The sequence below is a fragment of the Streptomyces sp. NPDC050617 genome, from assembly GCF_040654795.1.
Taxonomy (GTDB): Bacteria; Actinomycetota; Actinomycetes; order Streptomycetales; family Streptomycetaceae; genus Streptomyces.
Genome location: NZ_JBFAIS010000037.1, coordinates 1 through 17,015, shown reverse-complemented (window position 1 = coordinate 17,015; position 17,015 = coordinate 1). Strand labels below are relative to the sequence as shown.

At 71.2% G+C, this 17,015-nt stretch carries 14 protein-coding genes; 4 read left to right on the top strand and 10 right to left on the bottom strand.

Going from position 1 to position 17,015, the window contains the following annotated elements:
- Positions 1-16 precede the first annotated feature (16 nt).
- The 4 genes from AB0I49_RS33855 to AB0I49_RS33840 form a co-directional block, all read right to left on the bottom strand.
- Positions 17-703 carry an ABC transporter ATP-binding protein gene (locus AB0I49_RS33855; protein WP_363231025.1) on the bottom strand — a complete coding sequence of 229 codons (687 nt, stop codon included), beginning with the start codon at positions 701-703 and terminating at the stop codon, positions 17-19.
- A complete protein-coding gene (locus AB0I49_RS33850; RefSeq protein WP_363231024.1) occupies positions 700-1,224 on the bottom strand; it encodes a PadR family transcriptional regulator in 525 nt (174 codons plus the stop codon). Before AB0I49_RS33850 ends, AB0I49_RS33855 begins: the two co-directional genes overlap by 4 nt.
- 101 nt (positions 1,225-1,325) lie before the next feature.
- Positions 1,326-1,598, bottom strand: a complete 273-nt coding sequence (locus AB0I49_RS33845) for a hypothetical protein (RefSeq protein ID WP_363231023.1) — start codon at positions 1,596-1,598, stop codon at positions 1,326-1,328.
- A complete protein-coding gene (locus AB0I49_RS33840; protein ID WP_363231022.1) occupies positions 1,595-2,563 on the bottom strand; it encodes an SPFH domain-containing protein in 969 nt (322 codons plus the stop codon). The genes AB0I49_RS33845 and AB0I49_RS33840 overlap by 4 nt, the downstream gene beginning before the upstream one ends.
- A 241-nt stretch (positions 2,564-2,804) precedes the next feature.
- Here AB0I49_RS33840 and AB0I49_RS33835 point away from each other — a divergent pair, with 241 nt between their 5' ends.
- On the top strand, positions 2,805-5,051 hold the full coding sequence (locus AB0I49_RS33835; protein WP_363231021.1) for a transglycosylase domain-containing protein: 2,247 nt from the start codon (positions 2,805-2,807) through the stop codon (positions 5,049-5,051).
- A 97-nt stretch (positions 5,052-5,148) separates the two neighbouring features.
- Here AB0I49_RS33835 and AB0I49_RS33830 read toward each other — a convergent pair whose 3' ends face one another.
- From AB0I49_RS33830 to AB0I49_RS33810, 5 genes are all read right to left on the bottom strand, one after another.
- Complete coding sequence (locus AB0I49_RS33830; protein ID WP_363231020.1) at positions 5,149-6,615, bottom strand: catalase; 1,467 nt, start codon at positions 6,613-6,615, stop codon at positions 5,149-5,151.
- 127 nt (positions 6,616-6,742) lie between these two features.
- Positions 6,743-8,962: a SpoIIE family protein phosphatase gene (locus AB0I49_RS33825; protein WP_363231019.1), complete on the bottom strand. Its 2,220-nt coding sequence runs from the start codon at positions 8,960-8,962 to the stop codon at positions 6,743-6,745.
- Positions 8,963-9,019: 57 nt separating this feature from the next.
- Entirely contained in the window at positions 9,020-9,694 is a 675-nt protein-coding gene (locus tag AB0I49_RS33820) for a class I SAM-dependent methyltransferase (protein ID WP_363231018.1), read from the bottom strand.
- A 158-nt stretch (positions 9,695-9,852) separates the two neighbouring features.
- Positions 9,853-10,539 carry a DUF402 domain-containing protein gene (locus AB0I49_RS33815; RefSeq protein ID WP_363231017.1) on the bottom strand — a complete coding sequence of 229 codons (687 nt, stop codon included), beginning with the start codon at positions 10,537-10,539 and terminating at the stop codon, positions 9,853-9,855.
- A 76-nt stretch (positions 10,540-10,615) separates the two neighbouring features.
- Positions 10,616-12,040 carry a class II fumarate hydratase gene (locus AB0I49_RS33810; RefSeq protein ID WP_363231016.1) on the bottom strand — a complete coding sequence of 475 codons (1,425 nt, stop codon included), beginning with the start codon at positions 12,038-12,040 and terminating at the stop codon, positions 10,616-10,618.
- Positions 12,041-12,148: 108 nt separating this feature from the next.
- Here AB0I49_RS33810 and AB0I49_RS33805 point away from each other — a divergent pair, with 108 nt between their 5' ends.
- A complete protein-coding gene (locus AB0I49_RS33805) occupies positions 12,149-13,675 on the top strand; it encodes a ricin-type beta-trefoil lectin domain protein (RefSeq protein WP_363231015.1) in 1,527 nt (508 codons plus the stop codon).
- Between the two features lie 54 nt (positions 13,676-13,729).
- Here AB0I49_RS33805 and AB0I49_RS33800 read toward each other — a convergent pair whose 3' ends face one another.
- Positions 13,730-15,415: a fumarate hydratase gene (locus tag AB0I49_RS33800; protein ID WP_363231014.1), complete on the bottom strand. Its 1,686-nt coding sequence runs from the start codon at positions 15,413-15,415 to the stop codon at positions 13,730-13,732.
- 158 nt (positions 15,416-15,573) lie between these two features.
- Here AB0I49_RS33800 and AB0I49_RS33795 point away from each other — a divergent pair, with 158 nt between their 5' ends.
- Complete coding sequence (locus AB0I49_RS33795) at positions 15,574-16,329, top strand: DUF1707 domain-containing protein (RefSeq protein WP_363231013.1); 756 nt, start codon at positions 15,574-15,576, stop codon at positions 16,327-16,329.
- A 282-nt stretch (positions 16,330-16,611) separates the two neighbouring features.
- Positions 16,612-16,968 (top strand): WhiB family transcriptional regulator, encoded by a 357-nt coding sequence (locus tag AB0I49_RS33790; protein WP_363231012.1) that lies wholly within the window; start codon positions 16,612-16,614, stop codon positions 16,966-16,968.
- Positions 16,969-17,015 lie beyond the last annotated feature (47 nt).

The following is a 17,015-nucleotide window of genomic DNA, read 5'->3' as shown; positions in this document are numbered from 1 at the left end:
ACGTCGTCGAGGAGCGTCACAGGGCACCCGCCATGTCGCGGGCCTTGCCGTCGCGCACGACGACCTCGCGGTCGGAGTACGCGGCGACCCGCGCCTCATGGGTGACCAGCACGACGGCGGCCCGCGACTCGCGGGCGGCCTGCGTGAACAGCTCCATCACCCGCTCGCCGTTGAGCGAGTCCAGCGCGCCGGTCGGCTCGTCGGCGAACAGCACGCGCGGCGAGGTGACCAGCGAGCGGGCGACGGCGACGCGCTGCCCCTGGCCGCCGGAGACCTGGCCGGGCCGCTTCGCGCCGACCTCGGCGACCTCCAGCCGCTCCATCCACTCCAGCGCGCGGGCCTCGGCGTCCTTGCGCTTCACGCCGGTCAGGCGGAGCGGCAGGGCGACGTTCTCGACGCAGGTCAGCTCGGGCACGAGCTGGCCGAACTGGAAGACGAAGCCGAACTCGCCGCGGCGCAGCGCGCTGCGCTCGGCGTCCCCCATGGCCGACAGCTCGCGGCCGTCGAAGCGGACGGAGCCGGAGTCGGGCCGGACGATGCCGGCGAGGCAGTGCAGCAGCGTCGACTTGCCGGAGCCCGAGGGCCCCATGACGGCGACGACCTCGCCCGGGTGGATGGAGAAGTCCGCGCCGTCGAGGGCGGTCGTGGGCCCGTACGCCTTGCGCAGGTCGTGGGCGGAGAGCAGGGCGCCGGCGGGGGTCACGGGCGTACCTCCTTGGCGAGCTGGCCGAGCCGGGCAGCGGTCAGTTCCAGCCACCTCAGATCGGCTTCGAGGTGGAAGAGGGCGTGGTCGCAGATGAGCTGGTCGACCAGTTCGCCGGTGCGCTTCTGCTGGGTCAGTTCGCGCATCAGGCGCAGGTGTTCGGCGCGCTGTACGTCCAGCAGGTCGTTGGCGTCGCGGTGGGTCAGCAGCGCCAGGACGACCTTGGTGTAGAGGGTCGACTGGAGGTACGGCTCGGGCGCCTCGGGCTGGGAGAGCCACTGGGCGACATCGGTCACGCCCGCCTCGGTGATGGCGTACCGCTTCCGGTCGGGGCCGCTGCCGTGCTCTATGCCGTCGACCTCGACGAGGCCGTTCTTCAGCAGGCGCGACATCGTCGAGTAGACCTGGCCGTAGTGGAGCGGGCGGCTCTGGCCGAAGCGCTCGTCGAAGGCGCGCTTGAGGTCGTAACCATGGCGTGGCCCGGACTCCAGGAGCCCGAGCAGGGTGAGGCCGATTGACATGCGGAGCACTCTACACCACGTGTATACCTTGAGTGCATAGTTGGGGACAAGGGGGCTTTCTCGCAGGTCAGAAGCGGTTTTAAGGGGGTGTGCGTGCGTGATTACGAGCCGGGGGTGGGCGGGGGAGCCTCCTCCTCGCCGCCCGTCTCCCGGTCCTGCTTCGGCGGCCGGCCGCGGCGCGGGATCGAGCCCGCGCCGCCGGGCAGCCGCCCCGCGTCCGCCAGCGCCTTGCGGAGCAGGAACTCGATCTGCGCGTTGGCGCTGCGCAGTTCGTCGCCCGCCCAGCGCGCCAGCGCGTCGTGCACCAGCGGGTCGAGCCGCAGCAGCACCTGCTTGCGCTGTCGCGGCCGCCGCTCGGGGGTCTCCCCGGTCACTGGTAGAGGGTGCCCGTGTTCAGGACGGGCTGCGCGGCGCGGTCGCCGCACAGCACCACCATGAGGTTGCTGACCATGGCTGCTTTTCGCTCCTCGTCGAGGTCGACGATCCCCTGGTCGCTGATCCGGCCCAGCGCCTCCTCGACCATGCCGACCGCGCCCTCCACGATCTGCCGGCGGGCGGCCACGACCGCGCCCGCCTGCTGGCGCTGGAGCATCGCGGAGGCGATCTCCGGGGCGTACGCGAGGTGCGTGAAGCGCGACTCGATGATGTGCACGCCGGCCGCCTCGACGCGGGCGCTCAGCTCGACGGCGAGCTTCTCGGTGATCTCCTCGGCGTTGCCGCGGAGCGAGAGCCCGTCCTCGTCGTGGGCGTCATAGGGGTACTCGATGGCGATGTGGCGGACGGCGGCCTCGGTCTGGGTGGAGACGAACTCCAGGAAGTCGTCGACCTCGAACATCGCCTGCGCGGTGTCCTCCACCCGCCAGACGACGACCGCGGCGAGCTCGATCGGGTTGCCGTAGGCGTCGTTCACCTTGAGCACCGCGGTCTCGTGGTTGCGCACGCGGGTCGAGATCTTCTCCCGGCTGGTGAACGGGTTGACCCAGCGCAGGCCGTCGGTGCGGATGGTGCCGCGGTAGCGGCCGAAGAGCTGGACGACGCGGGCCTCGCCGGGCGCCACCATGTTCACGCCCCGCAGGGCGAACAGCGAGGCGACCAGGAGCACGATGCCGATGATGACCAGCGGTACGCCGAGCGCCTGGTGGCCGCCGGAGGCCATGGCGCCGCCGCCGATGGCGAGCGCGATGCCGGCGAGTACGCCGACCACGCTGAGCAGCAGCCCGAGGCCGCCGTTGATGTCGTGCGCCGGGGTCTCGCGGACGCGGGGCGCGGGCATCTCCGGGCCCTCGGCGCCCGTGGCTCCCGTGGGGCCGCCGGCGGGTGCGGTGTCGGCTGTGGACATGGTGGTCCCCCGTTTCTGACGTGGTGTCCGGCGGGTGCGGACGGTCGTTCCGAACCTAGCAAAGTGTTATCACTTTATACCCCGGCGCGGCTGCATGGATGTGGCGGGACTACGGTTCCAGGACGGGCGCGTGCTGTATGTCACGTGTGGTAATGGCTCCTCCCATGAGCTTTTGGTGACAGATGCGGTGTTAGTTTCTTGAGCTGGGTTTGGGGGCGGACAGACTGGAGCTACGGGAGCGATGGGCCGAGCGGAAGCGCGGAAGGCGCAGAAGAAGGGCGCCCGCAGAGCAAAGGGCAAGGCGGGCGCGGGCGGTAAAAAGCGCGGTATACGCCGCTTTTTCACCTGGAAGAAGCTGCTCGCCTACTTTGTGGCTGTGTGCGCGCTCATCGTGGGCGGCGCCATCGGGCTCTACTGGTACGTGGACGTGCCGGCGGGGGGCAACCCCGCGGCCAAGGAGCAGAGCAACGTCTACAAACTGAGCAACGGCGAGGTGCTGGCCCGCAAGGGCACCACCAACCGTGAGTCCGTACCGCTCTCGAAGGTCCCGCTGGACGTCCAGCACGCCTTCGTGGCCGTCGAGAACAAGAACTTCTACGACGACGACGGCGTCGACATCAAGGGCACCACCCGCGGCGTCCTCAACACCCTGATGGGGCGCGGCAAGCAGGGTGGTTCGACCATCACCCAGCAGTACGTCAAGAACTACTACCTGGGCCAGGAGCAGACCGTCACCCGCAAGGTGAAGGAACTGATCATCTCCCTCAAGGTCGACCGCGAGAAGGACAAGAACGAGATCCTCGCGGGGTATCTGAACACCAGCTTCTACGGGCGCAACGCCTACGGCATCCAGGCCGCCGCCCGCGCGTACTACGGCAAGGACGTCGACAAGCTCTCGATCGAGGAGGGCGCCTACCTGGCCGCGCTGCTCCAGGCGCCGAGCCAGTACGACATGGCGATAGCCGGCCCGAAGGGCAAGAAGCTCGCGATGGGCCGCTGGAACGACTCCCTGAACAAGATGGTCGAGAAGGGCTGGCTCGACAAGGCCAAGCGGGACAAGATGAAGTTCCCGCAGCCGATCAAGCCCAAGCCCGAGCCCGGACTCTCGGGCCAGACCGGCTACCTGGTGAAGGCGGCCAACGACGAGCTGCGCAGGTCCGGCGTCTCGGACCAGGAACTGGCCGCGGGCGGCTGGACCATCACGCTCAACATCGACCCGAAGAAGCAGGACGCGCTGAAGGCGGCCGTCAAGAGCCAGCTCCTCGACAAGCTCGACCCCGAGAAGCGCAAGGTGGACCGGGACGCGCAGGTCGGCGCGGCCTCCGTCGATCCGAAGACCGGCAAGGTCCTCGCGCTCTACGGCGGTACGGACTACCTCAAGCACTACACCAGCAACGCCACCCGCGAGGACTATCAGCCGGCCTCCACCTTCAAGCCGATCATCCTGGCCGCCGCGCTCAAGGACGGTTCGAAGACGCAGGACGGCGAGTCGATCAACGCCAACACCATCTATGACGGGACCAGCGGCCGACCGGTCAAGGGCAGTACGACGGCGTTCGCCCCGCCCAATGAGGACCACGTGGACTACGGTCCCGTCACCGTCCAGAAGGCGATGGACAATTCGGTCAACTCCGTCTTCGCGCAGATGGCGGTGGACGTCGGTCTCGCCAAGGTCAAGCAGACCGCCATCGATATGGGCATGAGCCCCGACGCGGGCGGCTTCGACGTGCGTCCCGCCATGTCGCTCGGCGTGATGGGCGCGAGCCCGATGGAGATGGCCGGGATCTACGCGACGGTCGACAGCCACGGCAAGAAGGTCACGCCGACGATCGTCAAGTCCGCGACGAACAACATCGGCGGCAAGGCCGAGATCAAGGACCCGATCGGCGACCAGGTCCTCCCGCGCGAGACCGCCGACTCCGTCACCAGCGTTCTGACCGACGTGGTCGAAGGCGGCACGGGCTCCAAGGTGAAGAACGAGGACCATCAGGTGGCGGGCAAGACCGGCACCTCCGACGACAACAAGTCGGCCTGGTTCACCGGCTACACGCCCGATCTCGTCACCTCGGTCGGCATTTTCGGCGAGGGCGAGGGCGGCAAGCAGGTGAGCCTCATGGGCGCCGCGGGCCGCAAGCGCGTCAACGGCGGTGACGCGCCGGCCGAGATCTGGTCCGCGTACACGAAGAGCGCGCTGAGCGGCGCGTCGCCGTCCAAGTTCGACCTGGCGGAGGGCTCGGAGCTGGAGCCGACGACGACGCCCACGACCCCGACCGCGCCGCCCCCCACGACGGCGACCACGCCCCCGCCGCCGACCCACACGGCGACGGTGCCGCCGCCGACCCACACGCACGCGCCGCCCACGACGCCGACGCACTCGCAGTCGCCGCCGCCGACCCACCACACGCCGCCGCCGTGGACGCCGTCCGTACCGCCGCCGACGCTGCCGACCGGCGGTGGCCGGCCGGGCGACGGCGACTGGGACGACTGAGCACGCGCCGGGCCCCGCCGATCCGAGTGGATCGACGGGGCCCGGTTCGTCGCGCGGCCCGTGCCCGTAAGGCCCGCGTCCGTACGGCGGTCGCCCGTCAGGCGCCGTTGACCTTGGCCGCGACGCGGTCGCCGAGCGCCTTGTCGACGTTGTGCCAGTACTGGATGGCGCGCTCGGTCACCGGCTTGGTGACGCCGTCCTTGATGTGCCCGGCGATGTTGTCGGCGAGCCGCTCGCGCTGCGCGTCGTCGAGGACCTCGCGGACCATGGCGCCCGGCTGGCTCCAGTCGTCGTCCTCGCGGTGCTGCCGGTACGCCTCGCGGACCATCTCGCCCGCCGCGGCCCAGCCCGCCGGGTCGCCGTAGGCGCCGGTGTCCGCGGCCGGTCCGCCCTTGGAGTTCGGCGCGTACGGGGCCGACGCGTTGGACGGCACGTACCGCATCGGGCCGTCCTTGGAGTAGGAGTTGACGGGCGAGTGCGGCCGGTTGGGCGGCAGTTGCGTGTAGTTGGGGCCGATCCGGTACCGGTGGGTGTCCGGGTACGAGAAGAGCCGCCCCAGCAGCATCTTGTCCGGGGACGGGCCGATGCCGGGCACCAGGTTCGAGGGCTCGAACGCGGCCTGCTCGATGTGGATGAAGTAGTCCTCGGGGTTGCGGTCCAGCGTCATCCGGCCGACCTCGATCAGCGGGTAGTCGCCGTGCGGCCACACCTTGGTCAGGTCGAAGGGGTTGAAGCGGTAGTCCGCCGCGTCCTCGAACGGCATGACCTGGACGTACATCGTCCACGAGGGCGCGTTGCCGCCCGCGATCGCGTCGAACAGGTCGCGGCGGTGGTAGTCGCTGTCCTCGCCCGCCAGGCGGTCGGCGTCGGCCTGGGTGAGGAAGTCGATGCCCTGGTCGGTCTTGATGTGGTACTTGATCCAGAACCGCTCGCCGCCGCCGTTGACCCACATGTAGGTGTGGGAGCTGTAGCCGTTCATGTGGCGGTAGCTCTTGGGGATGCCGCGGTCGCCCATCAGCCAGGTGACCATGTGCGCCGACTCGGGGGACAGCGTCCAGAAGTCCCACTGCATGTCGTGGTCGCGCAGCCCGTTGTCGGTGCGGCGCTTCTGGGAGCGGATGAAGTCCTGGAACTTCATCGGGTCCTTGACGAAGAAGACCGGCGTGTTGTTGCCGACCATGTCGTAGTTGCCGTGCTCGGTGTAGAACTTCAGCGCGAAGCCGCGGGGGTCGCGCCAGGTGTCCGGGCTGCCCTGCTCGCCCGCGACGGTGGAGAAGCGGGCCAGCATCTCGGTCCGCCTGCCCGGCTGGAAGAGGTCCGCCTTGGTGAACTGGCTGACGTCATTGGTGACCTCGAAGCGCCCGTACGCACCGCTGCCCTTGGCGTGCACCACCCGCTCGGGGACCCGTTCGCGGTTGAACTGGGCCATCTTCTCGATCAGGTAGTGGTCCTGGAGCAGGATCGGACCGGTGTCGCCGGCGATGGTCAGCGAGTGCTCGTCGCTCTCCACCGGGATGCCGACGTTGTTCGTCGTGTACGGGGCCTTGGGCACGGAGTCGGTCATTCGGAGCGCCTCCATAAGATGCGCGGGAACGTGGTGGCGTGGTGCTCTGTCCACCCAAGCAGTCAACTCCGCCGACGGCATGTCGGCAACAGCTTGGACTACGTCCAATTCCGTACGAGAGAGAGTTCTAGACACCCGCCGGTATGGGCAGCTCGAACCAGACCACCTTGCCCGCGCTCAGCCGCGTCGCACCCCACCGCCGCGCCATCCTGTTCACCAGGTACAGCCCCCGGCCGCCCTCGTCGGAAGGGCGCGCCTGGCGCAGCCTCGGCAGCTGCGGCACGTCGTCGCCCACCTCGCAGCGCAGTACGTCCGTACGCAGCAGCCGCAGCGTGATCGGCCGCTCCGCGTACCGCACGGCGTTCGTGACCACCTCGCTGACCAGCAGCTCCACCGAGTCCGTCAGCTCCTCCAGGCCCCAGCGCGCCAGCGCCCGGCGGGCGAGGCGGCGCGCCTGGCCCGCCGTCTGGGCACGCGGATCCAGGAACCAGTACGCCACGTCGCTCGGCGCGATCCCGTCGAAGCGGGCCGCCAGCAGCGCGATGTCGTCGTCCCGGTCGCCCGGCCCGAGCATCCCCAGCACCTCGTCGCAGAGCGGCTCCAGCGGCGGCGGGTTCGGGCCGGTCAGCCGGGCCGTCTCGGTCAGCCGCTCCCGCAGCTGCTCGATGCCCGTCCACACGTCCCGGATCCGCGACTCGACGAGCCCGTCCGTGTACAGCAGCAGCGTCGCGCCCGCCGGAGCGTCCAGCTCGACCGCCTCGAAGTCCACGCCGCCTACGCCGATCGGGGCGCCCGGCGGTACGCGCAACACCTCCGCGCGCCCGCCGCGGTGCAGCAGCAGCGGCGGCGGATGACCGGCGTTGGCGATCACGATGCGGTGCGCGACCGGGTCGTAGACCGCGTACAGGCAGGTGGCCATCCGGTCGGTGCCCAGCCGCTGCGCCTGCTCGTCGAGGTGGTGCAGCACCTCCTGCGGCGGCAGGTCGAGCCCCGCCAGAGTCTGCGCGGTGGTGCGCAGCTGGCCCATGATCGCCGCGGAGGTCATGGAGTGGCCCATGACGTCGCCGACGACCAGCGCCACCCGGTTGCCGGGCAGCGGGATCGCGTCGTACCAGTCGCCGCCCACGCGCGCGGTCTCCGCGGCCGGCAGATAGCGGCTGGCGAGCCGGACGCCCGTCGGCTGCGGCAGGGAGTCCGGCAGCATGGTGCGCTGCAGCTCGTCCGCGATGTAGACCTCGCGCCCGTACAGCACCGCCTTGTCCACGCCCAGCGCGGTGTGCGTGGCCAGCTGCGCCGCGACCAGCAGGTCGTCGCTCTCGAAGGCGGGCCGCTCCGGGCGGCGTACGAACACGGCCGCGCCGATCACCCGGCGGCGCCCGCGCAGCGGCGCGAGGATCGTGCGGTGCCCCTCCGGCACCCGGCGGGCGTCGCCCAGCAGCTCCGGCAGCGCGGCCCGCGCCGCCGTGGAGTCCCCGAACACCGGCCGCACGCCGCGCAGCACCTCGGCCAGCGGGCCGCCCATGACCACCTCGCACCGCTCGGTGGCGCCGCCGCCGAGCGCGGGGCTCAGATCCGGCTGCGGGGGCAGCAGCGGCAGCCGCACGCCGTCGGTGTCGGCCTCCTCGGGTATCCGGTCGGTGCGCCGCAGCCGCAGGACGACCGGGTCCACCGGGCGCTCGTCGCCCACCGGCAGCGGGTCGCGGAGATAGACGAGGATCGCGTCCGCGAACGTCGGCACGGTCGCCCGGCAGAGCCCGAGCACGATCTCGTCGAGGTCGATGCCGCGCGCGATGCGGCGCGTCGCGGCCCCCACGAACCGCAGCCGCTCGCCGCCGGTGCCGCTGGCGGTGGGCCTGCCCCCGCGCGGCCCGCGGGGCCCGCCGACCTCGGAGAGCGGGTGCGCGCCGGGCGGCGGCACGGGCAGCGAGCCGCCGGCGTGGCCGCCGCTCGCGGCGCCGGAGCGGGCCGCCTCGTGCCCCGCCGGGTGCTCCGTGTGCCCGGCGGCGGCGCGGGCCGCGTCGTCCGGACGGCCCTGCGGCGCGGGCGTACGGCCGTCCGGCGCGGGCTCCGGGGCGGCGGCGGGCCCGGCGCCCAGGGACGCCGGAACGTTTGCGCTCTCGTCGCCGGGGCGGGCGCCCCGGTAGGAGCCGGACGCGCCGGCGCCGTGCGCCGCCTGGGCCGTGCCGTCCGCGCGGCCGGCCTGCCGGGGCCGGCCGGTCTCCGGCGCGGCGGAGGGCGGCAGCACGGAGCGTGGGTCCGGGACCGCGCCGTGCGCGTCGTCCGGGCCCGCGCCCGCGCCGGGGGCAGCGGGCTGCCGTTCTTCGTGGGAGGTCGGGTGCTCCGTCACGCGTGAGGTTCCATCCGTCCGGGGCCGTACGCCCATTCGCCGCGGGCGCACCGAGTGTCAGGCGCGTCGCAGATTGAGGAAGAGCTGGATCTCGGGTGGTACATCCGTGCTGGCCGGGGCGTACGCGTGCGAATCTTCCCCGACGACATCGAAACCCGCATCACGCACGACTCGGCGCAATTCGTCCCGCAGGTAACCGGATACCCGGATGGTGTTGCCGAGGAACGGAATGGAGAAATCGTTCACGTCGGCTTCCACCATGGCGAGCGCCAGCAGCCCCTCGGGCCGCAGCATGCCGTGCAGCATCCGCAGTGCGTGAGGGATCTCGGGACGGGGCAGCATCAGCAGCGTGAAGAACGCCGCGATGCCGTCGAAGGAGCCGAGCCGCCCGTCCCGCAGTTCGGCGATGTCCCTCTGGTGGAATTCCGCGCCCGGCACGTTGTCGCGCGCCAGCTTGAGGATGCCGGGGGAGATGTCGACGCCGACCACCTTGTGCCCGGCCTCGCTCAGCCGGCGGGCCGTGGGCAGGCCCGTACCGCAGCCGAGGTCGAGGACGCGGGAGCCGGGCGGCAGCGCCGACGCCAGCCAGTCGCCCGCCGCGATCTGCCCGTCCTTGTGCGGGAAGGCGTCGTCGTAGCGGTCGCCGATGGCGTCGAACGCCTCGGCCTGGCCGGTGCGGTCCAGCCCCGCGCGGGCATATCCGTCATACCCCTGGTTGTCGTCACCGCTCACGGCTCCGCCCCTTCTGTGACCCCTTGCGGCCCTTTTCGACCGTTCGTCAAATGCCGTGCACCGTTCGAGAGTTGCCCGTGCTCGCACATGTTCTTCGCTCCCGCACGGGGTTCCGGAGGACGATCCTACGGTTGCCGTGCGGGGACGCAGCAAGAGGCTCATGCCCTGACGCGCGCCGAGGTGCGGTCCCAGTCTGCCGGGAGCTCCGGCACGGCCCACGCCGGGTCCGGCCGCCAGTCCTCCCAGCCCGCCGAGAACGGAGGGCCCCAGTCGTGGATCACCTCGACCGCCGAGCGCCCCGCGGCCCGCACCCGGTCCGCCTTGGCCGGCGACATCAGGCCGACCCGCTGCGCCTGTTCGAACTCGTCCTCGTCCTTCCATTCCCAACTGCGGTCCGGGTAGACCGAGATGTCGAGGAAATGGTCCTCCGAGTCGACACCCCCGGCCCAGCGGGCGAGCGGCTCCTCAAGGTTCACGTACCAGTCCTTGAAGCGCCAGCCGCGCTCCCAGAACAGCCAGACCGACCACGGCTCGCCCGGCCGGGCGAGCTTGAGCACCCCGGTGCCGAACCAGCGCGAGCGCGTCGTCGTCCGCGGCTTGGTGTAGCGCGTGCCCAGCGGCTCGCGGTGGACCGGCGTGCCGTCGGCGAGCAGCGGCTTGACGCAGTCCGTGCCGGGCGCCATCCACACCGCCAGCAGCTCGTCGGTGTCCCGTACGACGGTGACGGGGCGGCAGATGTGGATGCGATCGCAGGCGTTGTCGCGATAGCGCCACAGGATGTGATCCCCCGGCGCCCAGTGTGCGGTGTCTGCCGTTCCCGTCGTCTCCATCGTGTCCGCTGTCATGCACAGATCTTAGGTGCCGCCCCCGCCGGGCGGCCGTGATCTGCGCCGCACGCGCGTCCCGCACCGCCCGCGGCGGCTACGGCCGGGTCATGCGCAGCACGTCAAGGGCCTGATCGAGCTGCTCCAGGGTCAGCAGCCCGCGGTCCACATAGCCGCCCTCCAGCACCACTTCGCGGATCGTCCTGCGCTCGGCGAGGGACTTTTTGGCGACCTTGGCCGCCTCCTCGTACCCGATGTAGCGGTTGAGCGGGGTCACCACGGACGGTGACGACTCGGCGTACTCGCGGGCCCGCTCCGCGTTGGCGGTGATCCCGTCGACCGTGCGGTCGGCCAGCAGCCGCGCCGCGTTGGCGAGCAGCCGCACCGACTCCAGGATGTTCTTCGCGATCACCGGGAGCGCCACATTGAGCTCGAAGTTCCCGGAGGCGCCCGCCGTGGCCACGGTGAGGTCGTTGCCGGCCACCTGCGCGGCCACCATCAGCACGGCCTCCGGGATGACCGGATTGACCTTCCCCGGCATGATCGACGAGCCGGGCTGGAGGTCGGGCAGCGCGATCTCGGCCAGCCCCGTGCGCGGGCCCGAGGCCATCCAGCGCAGATCGTTGGAGATTTTGGTGAGGCCCACCGCCACGGTCCGCAGCTGGCCGCTGGCCTCCACCAGCCCGTCGCGCGCCCCCTGCGCCTCGAAGTGGTTGCGGGCCTCCGTCAGCGGCAGCCCGCTGGCCTCGGCGACCTCCGCGATCACGGCGGCGGAGAAGCCGGGCGGGGTGTTGATGCCGGTGCCCACCGCGGTGCCGCCGAGCGGCAGTTCGGCCAGCCGCGGCAGGGCGGAACGCAGCCGCTCCACGCCGTAGCGGACCTGGGCCGCGTACCCGCCGAACTCCTGGCCGAGGGTGACCGGCGTCGCGTCCATCAGATGCGTACGGCCGGACTTGACGACCTCCGCGAACTCCTCGGCCTTGCGCTCCAGCGACTCGGCGAGATGGTCCAGCGCGGGGATCAGATCGCGGGTGACCGCGGCGGTCGCGGCGATGTGGATGGAGGAGGGGAAGACGTCGTTGGAGGACTGGCTGGCGTTGACATGGTCATTGGGGTGCACGTCGCGGCCGAGCCGCTCGGCGGCCAGCGTCGCGATGACCTCGTTGGCGTTCATGTTGGACGAGGTGCCCGAACCCGTCTGGAAGACGTCCACCGGGAAGTGGTCGTCCCAGCGGCCCTCCGCCACCTCGCCCGCGGCGGCCGCGATGGCGTCCGCGGTGTCCCGCTCGACCACCCCCAGTTCGGCGTTGACCTTGGCGGCGGCGGCCTTGATACGGGCCAGCGCCTCGATATGGGCCCGCTCCAGGCGCGCTCCGCTGATGGGGAAGTTCTCCACGGCGCGCTGGGTCTGCGCCCGCCACTTGGCGTGCGCGGGGACCCGCACCTCGCCCATGGAGTCGTGCTCGATCCGGTAGGTGCTCCCGTGCTCGTCGCGGGGAGCTCCACTGCCTTGGTCGGCCATCGTCAGCCACCTCCTGTGGAGAAGAGCGTTTGTCTGGTTCGCGGTGTTCCCAAACACCACTACTTGCCAGTAAATACCGGAGGCAACAACCGAAACCGGGGAGGCTCCATGCAGCAACGCAGCAGACCCAGGACGAGGTGTGCCGTCGCGGCCGTCGCCGCGCTCGCGGCGGCGCTGGGCGGGATGGCGGCGACCGCCCCCGCCGCCCAGGCCGCGCCCGCCGTCGCCCCGGCCGCCACGCCCCTGCCGCCGGACCTGGAGAAGATCCGGGCCGCCGAGGCCGCCAAGCTGTACGGCGACCCCGCCGAGCGCCCCCTGGACCAGCGCAAGTCCTCGCTCATCTCGCTCGGCGACAGCGAGATCTCCGGCGAGGGCGTCGGCACGTACGAACCCGGCACCGACGGGCCCGACAACTGGTGCCACCGCTCGCCCGACTCGGCCATCCACCGCACCGGCATCCCGGCCGACGTCACGTACAACGTCTCCTGCTCGGGCGCGTACAGCGGGAACATCGTCATCGGCGGGACCAAGCAGTACCCGGACGAACTGGTGCAGAGCGACAGCCTCGCGATCAAGGCCCGCAACACGAAGATCAAGATGGTGCTGCTGGTCGCCGGCGCCAACGACGACCTCCAGTTCGGCCCCGTCATGACCGACTGCGTCGTCCGCTGGTTCACCCTCCAGGGCGCCTGCGAGCCCAAGTACCGGCCGGGCTGGCAGGCCCGCGTCGACGGCCTGGTGCCCAAGGTCGAGAAGACCGTGCGGGACCTGCGCACCACCATGACGAACGCGGGCTACGCCGACGGCGACTACAGACTCGTCGTCATGGGCTACCCCAGCCCCATCGGCCCGGACGTCGAGGACAACCCGCGCTACCCCGGCAAGCTGCCGGGCGGCTGCACCGGCTACACCTCCGACGCCGCCTGGGGCCGGAACACCGCCGTCCCCGCCTTCGAGCGCGGCATGCGCAAGGCCGCCCAGGACACCGGCGCCGTCTACCTGGACAACTCGCGGCTCTTCCACGGCCACGAGGTCTGCATGGAGGACACCTGGGCGCGCGGGCTGTACGTGGACCTCGCCAACCCCTTCCCGCCGGACTCCAACTCGGTCCGGCAGTCCTTCCACCCCAACGCGCGCGGGCACGGCGCCTTCGCGTCCTGCCTCACCCAGCTCTACGACTCCGGCTGGCGGGAAGCGGGCTGCACCGACCCGGCCTCCACGGGGAAGCCGAAGCTCTACAAGGGCGCCTGGGACGACGCGTACCGGCCGCTGAAGAACGCGGCCACCGGCACCTGCGTCGACGCGTACGGCGCGAGCAGCCGCAACAACACCGCGGTCGGCGGCTGGGACTGCGCCGGGCAGCGCAACCAGAGCTGGTGGTACGACCCCGAGCGCGGCTCGGTGCACACCGCGCTCACGCAGGACCGCTGCCTGGACGTGCCCGGCGGCACGTACGAGGCCGGGACCGCGCTGGTGCTGTGGAACTGCCACGGCGAGCGGAACCAGAAGTTCACCGAGTCCGCGGGCGCCATCCGGCCGGACGCCGCGCCGGGGCTGTGCCTGACGCTCGCGGCGGCCAAGGACCCGCTGCGGCTCCAGAAGTGCGACGGTTCGGCGCACCAGAAGTTCGCGTAGCGCGCTGCTCGTCCTCGGCTCGGACAGCGGTTCCGAGCCGAGGACGGGCGTACGTCACGACCCCTGGCGGACCGGGATGCTCGTGACGAACGGCTGCTCGGGCGCCGGGTCGGCGAAGAAGTCGTTGCCCTTGTCGTCCACCACGATGAACGCCGGGAAGTCCTCGACCTCGATCCGCCAGACCGCCTCCATGCCGAGCTCCTCGTACTCCAGGACCTCGACCTTCTTGATGCAGTCCTGCGCGAGCCGGGCCGCCGGACCGCCGATCGAGCCGAGGTAGAAGCCGCCGTGCGCGTTGCACGCGGCGGTGACCTGCCCGGAGCGGTTGCCCTTGGCGAGCATCACCTTCGAGCCGCCCGCCGCCTGGAACTGCTCCACGTACGCGTCCATCCGGCCCGCCGTCGTCGGCCCGAAGGACCCGGACGCGTACCCCTCGGGGGTCTTGGCCGGACCCGCGTAGTACACCGGGTGGTCCTTGAGGTACTTCGGCATCTCCTCGCCCGCGTCCAGCCGCTCCTTGATCTTCGCGTGTGCGATGTCACGGGCGACGACCAGCGTGCCGGTCAGCGACAGCCGGGTCTTGACCGGGTGCTTGGTCAGCTCGCCGAGGATGTCGTCCATCGGCCGGTCGAGGTCGATCCGCACGGCCTCCAGGTCCGGCCCGGCGCCCTCGGTGAGCTGCTCGTCGGTCGTCTCCGGCAGGAAGCGCGCCGGGTCCCGCTCCAGCTGCTCCAGGAAGACGCCCTCGGCGGTGATCTTCGCGACGGCCTGGCGGTCGGCGGAGCAGGAGACGGCGATGGCCACCGGGCAGGACGCGCCGTGCCGGGGCAGCCGTACGACCCGTACGTCGTGGCAGAAGTACTTGCCGCCGAACTGCGCGCCGATGCCGATCTTCTGCGTCAGCTCGAAGACCTTCTGCTCCAGCTCCTGGTCCCGGAAGCCGTGCCCGGCGGGGGAGCCCTCGGCGGGCAGCTCGTCCAAATAGTGCGCCGACGCGTACTTCGCGGTCTTGAGCGCGAACTCGGCGCTGGTGCCGCCGACGACGATCGCCAGGTGGTACGGCGGGCACGCGGCCGTGCCCAGCGAGCGGATCTTCTCCTCCAGGAACTTCATCATGCTCGCCTCATTGAGGACGGCCTTCGTCTCCTGGTAGAGGAAGGACTTGTTGGCGGAGCCGCCGCCCTTGGCCATGAAGAGGAACTTGTACGCGCCGCCGTCGGTCGCGTACAGCTCTATCTGGGCCGGCAGGTTGGTCCCGGTGTTCTTCTCGTCCCACATGGTCAGCGGGGCCATCTGCGAGTAGCGCAGATTCAGCTCCGTGTACGCGTCGAAGATGCCGCGGCTCAGGGCCTCCTCGTCGCCGCCCTGGGTCAGCACGTTCTGTCCGCGCTTGCCCATCACGATCGCGGTGCCGGTGTCCTGGCACATCGGCAGCACGCCGGCCGCCGCGATGTTGGCGTTCTTCAGCAGGTCCAGCGCGACGAAGCGGTCGTTGGCGCTGGCCTCCTGGTCGTCCAGGATGCGCCGCAGCTGCGCGAGGTGGGCGGGGCGCAGGTAGTGCGAGATGTCGTGCATGGCCTCGGCGGCGAGCTTGCGCAGCGCCTCCGGCTCGACCTTGAGGAACGTACGGCCGTCCGCCTCGAAGGTGGAGACGCCCTCGGAGGTGACGAGACGGTACGGAGTGTCGTCCTCACCCAGGGGGAGCAGGTCCGTGTAGGAGAACTCAGGGACAGGGGGCATTGCGGCCATTCCTCACTCGGCAGACTGCGACAGCTGACGTCCTCGGCAGCGCCCACCAGAGTAGAACCCGGCCGGACGGAGACGGTTGTGAGGTAAGGCTCAGTAGAGCGCCGCGGACCGCCTGTCGCGATCTATCGCGTTTCGCTACTCTGTTGCCCGTGGATGAGTCTTCGCTCGAAAAGCGACCCCAGCAGCCGGAGCGGCCGACCGCGCCCTCTTCCCAGGACGGGCCCGCGGTCCGGTTCCAGAAGGGGCCCGAGGGACGGCCGGCGGCGCGTCCTACGGCAACGGCCGAACCGGCGGGCGACGCGGAGTACCGCGCCTCCGACGCCGATCGCGACCGGGTCGCGGACATCCTGCGCGAGGCCCTGGCGGAGGGACGGCTCACCGCCGACGAGCACGCCGAGCGGATCGGCTCGGTCTACGGCGCCAGGACGCTGGGCGAGCTGGAGCCGATCGTCCGCGACCTGCCCGCCGCCGGCCGCCGGACCGGCCGCCCGGAGCCCGCAGCGGCCACCGGCTACGCCCCGCCGCACACGCCCGGCAACGCCGCGGCCGAGAACCTCATAGCCGTCTTCGGCGGCGCGACCCGCAAGGGCCGCTGGCGGGTCGGGCGGCGCACCAACGCCTTCGCCGTCTTCGGCGGCGTCGAGATCGACCTCACCGAAGCGGTCTTCGACCAGCAGGAGATCGTCATCAACGTCACCGCGATCTTCGGCGGCGTGGAGATCAAGGTCCCCGAGAACATCTCGGTGCGTTGCGCGGGTACAGGCATCTTCGGCGGCTTCGACGTCGTCAGCCAGGAGGCCGCCGACCCCGACGCGCCCGTCGTCGTCATCACCGGATTCGCGGTCTTCGGCGGCGCCGAGGCCAAGACCAAACGCGGCAAGCGCCTGAAGAACCTGCGGAAATGACCGGTCCGGCGGCCGCCGGACCGCCGCTTGACCGCTGCCAGATCCGTCGCCCTACTGGCGCCGGACGCACGTCGACGGCCTGTCGAACGCATATCGAGCACAAACGGAACGCACGCCGCACGCTCCGCGGCGGTCGCGAAGGCAACGGTGTGCATAAGCCCACGCACAGCGGGTAAGGCTTGGTGCACATCGTCTCGCGTACGGACTGGGGATGCGCGTTGTCGTACGCAGGGAGGCGGGCAAGGGTGACTCAATCGGTCAAGCCGTCGTCAGGAGTAGACCGTGCTGCAACCGCATCAGCCCCTGCAGGACGCCGCCGTACCATCCCAGCGGAGTCATCCCCGGGATCAGGCCGGCCCCTGGCACTCGGAGGCGGTATGCCGTCGGGATGAGGCCGGGCTGTTCTTCGCTCCGTCCAAGGAGCCCACGGCAGCCCGGCTCTCGCGCGAAGAAGCCGCGAAGCGGGTCTGCGCGCGCTGCCCGGTCATGGTCGAGTGCCGGGAACACGCACTGCTGCAGCCCGAGCCCTACGGAGTGTGGGGCGGGCTGACCGCGGCCGAGCGCCGCGTCGTGCTGGCCCGCAGGCGCCGCCGCGAGGCGGAGCTCCAGCGCGCCACCAGGGTCGCCGCCGCCGGCTGAGCCGGCGGCCGCATGACGGGCCGGGCCCCGCCGGACGGTTCCGGCGG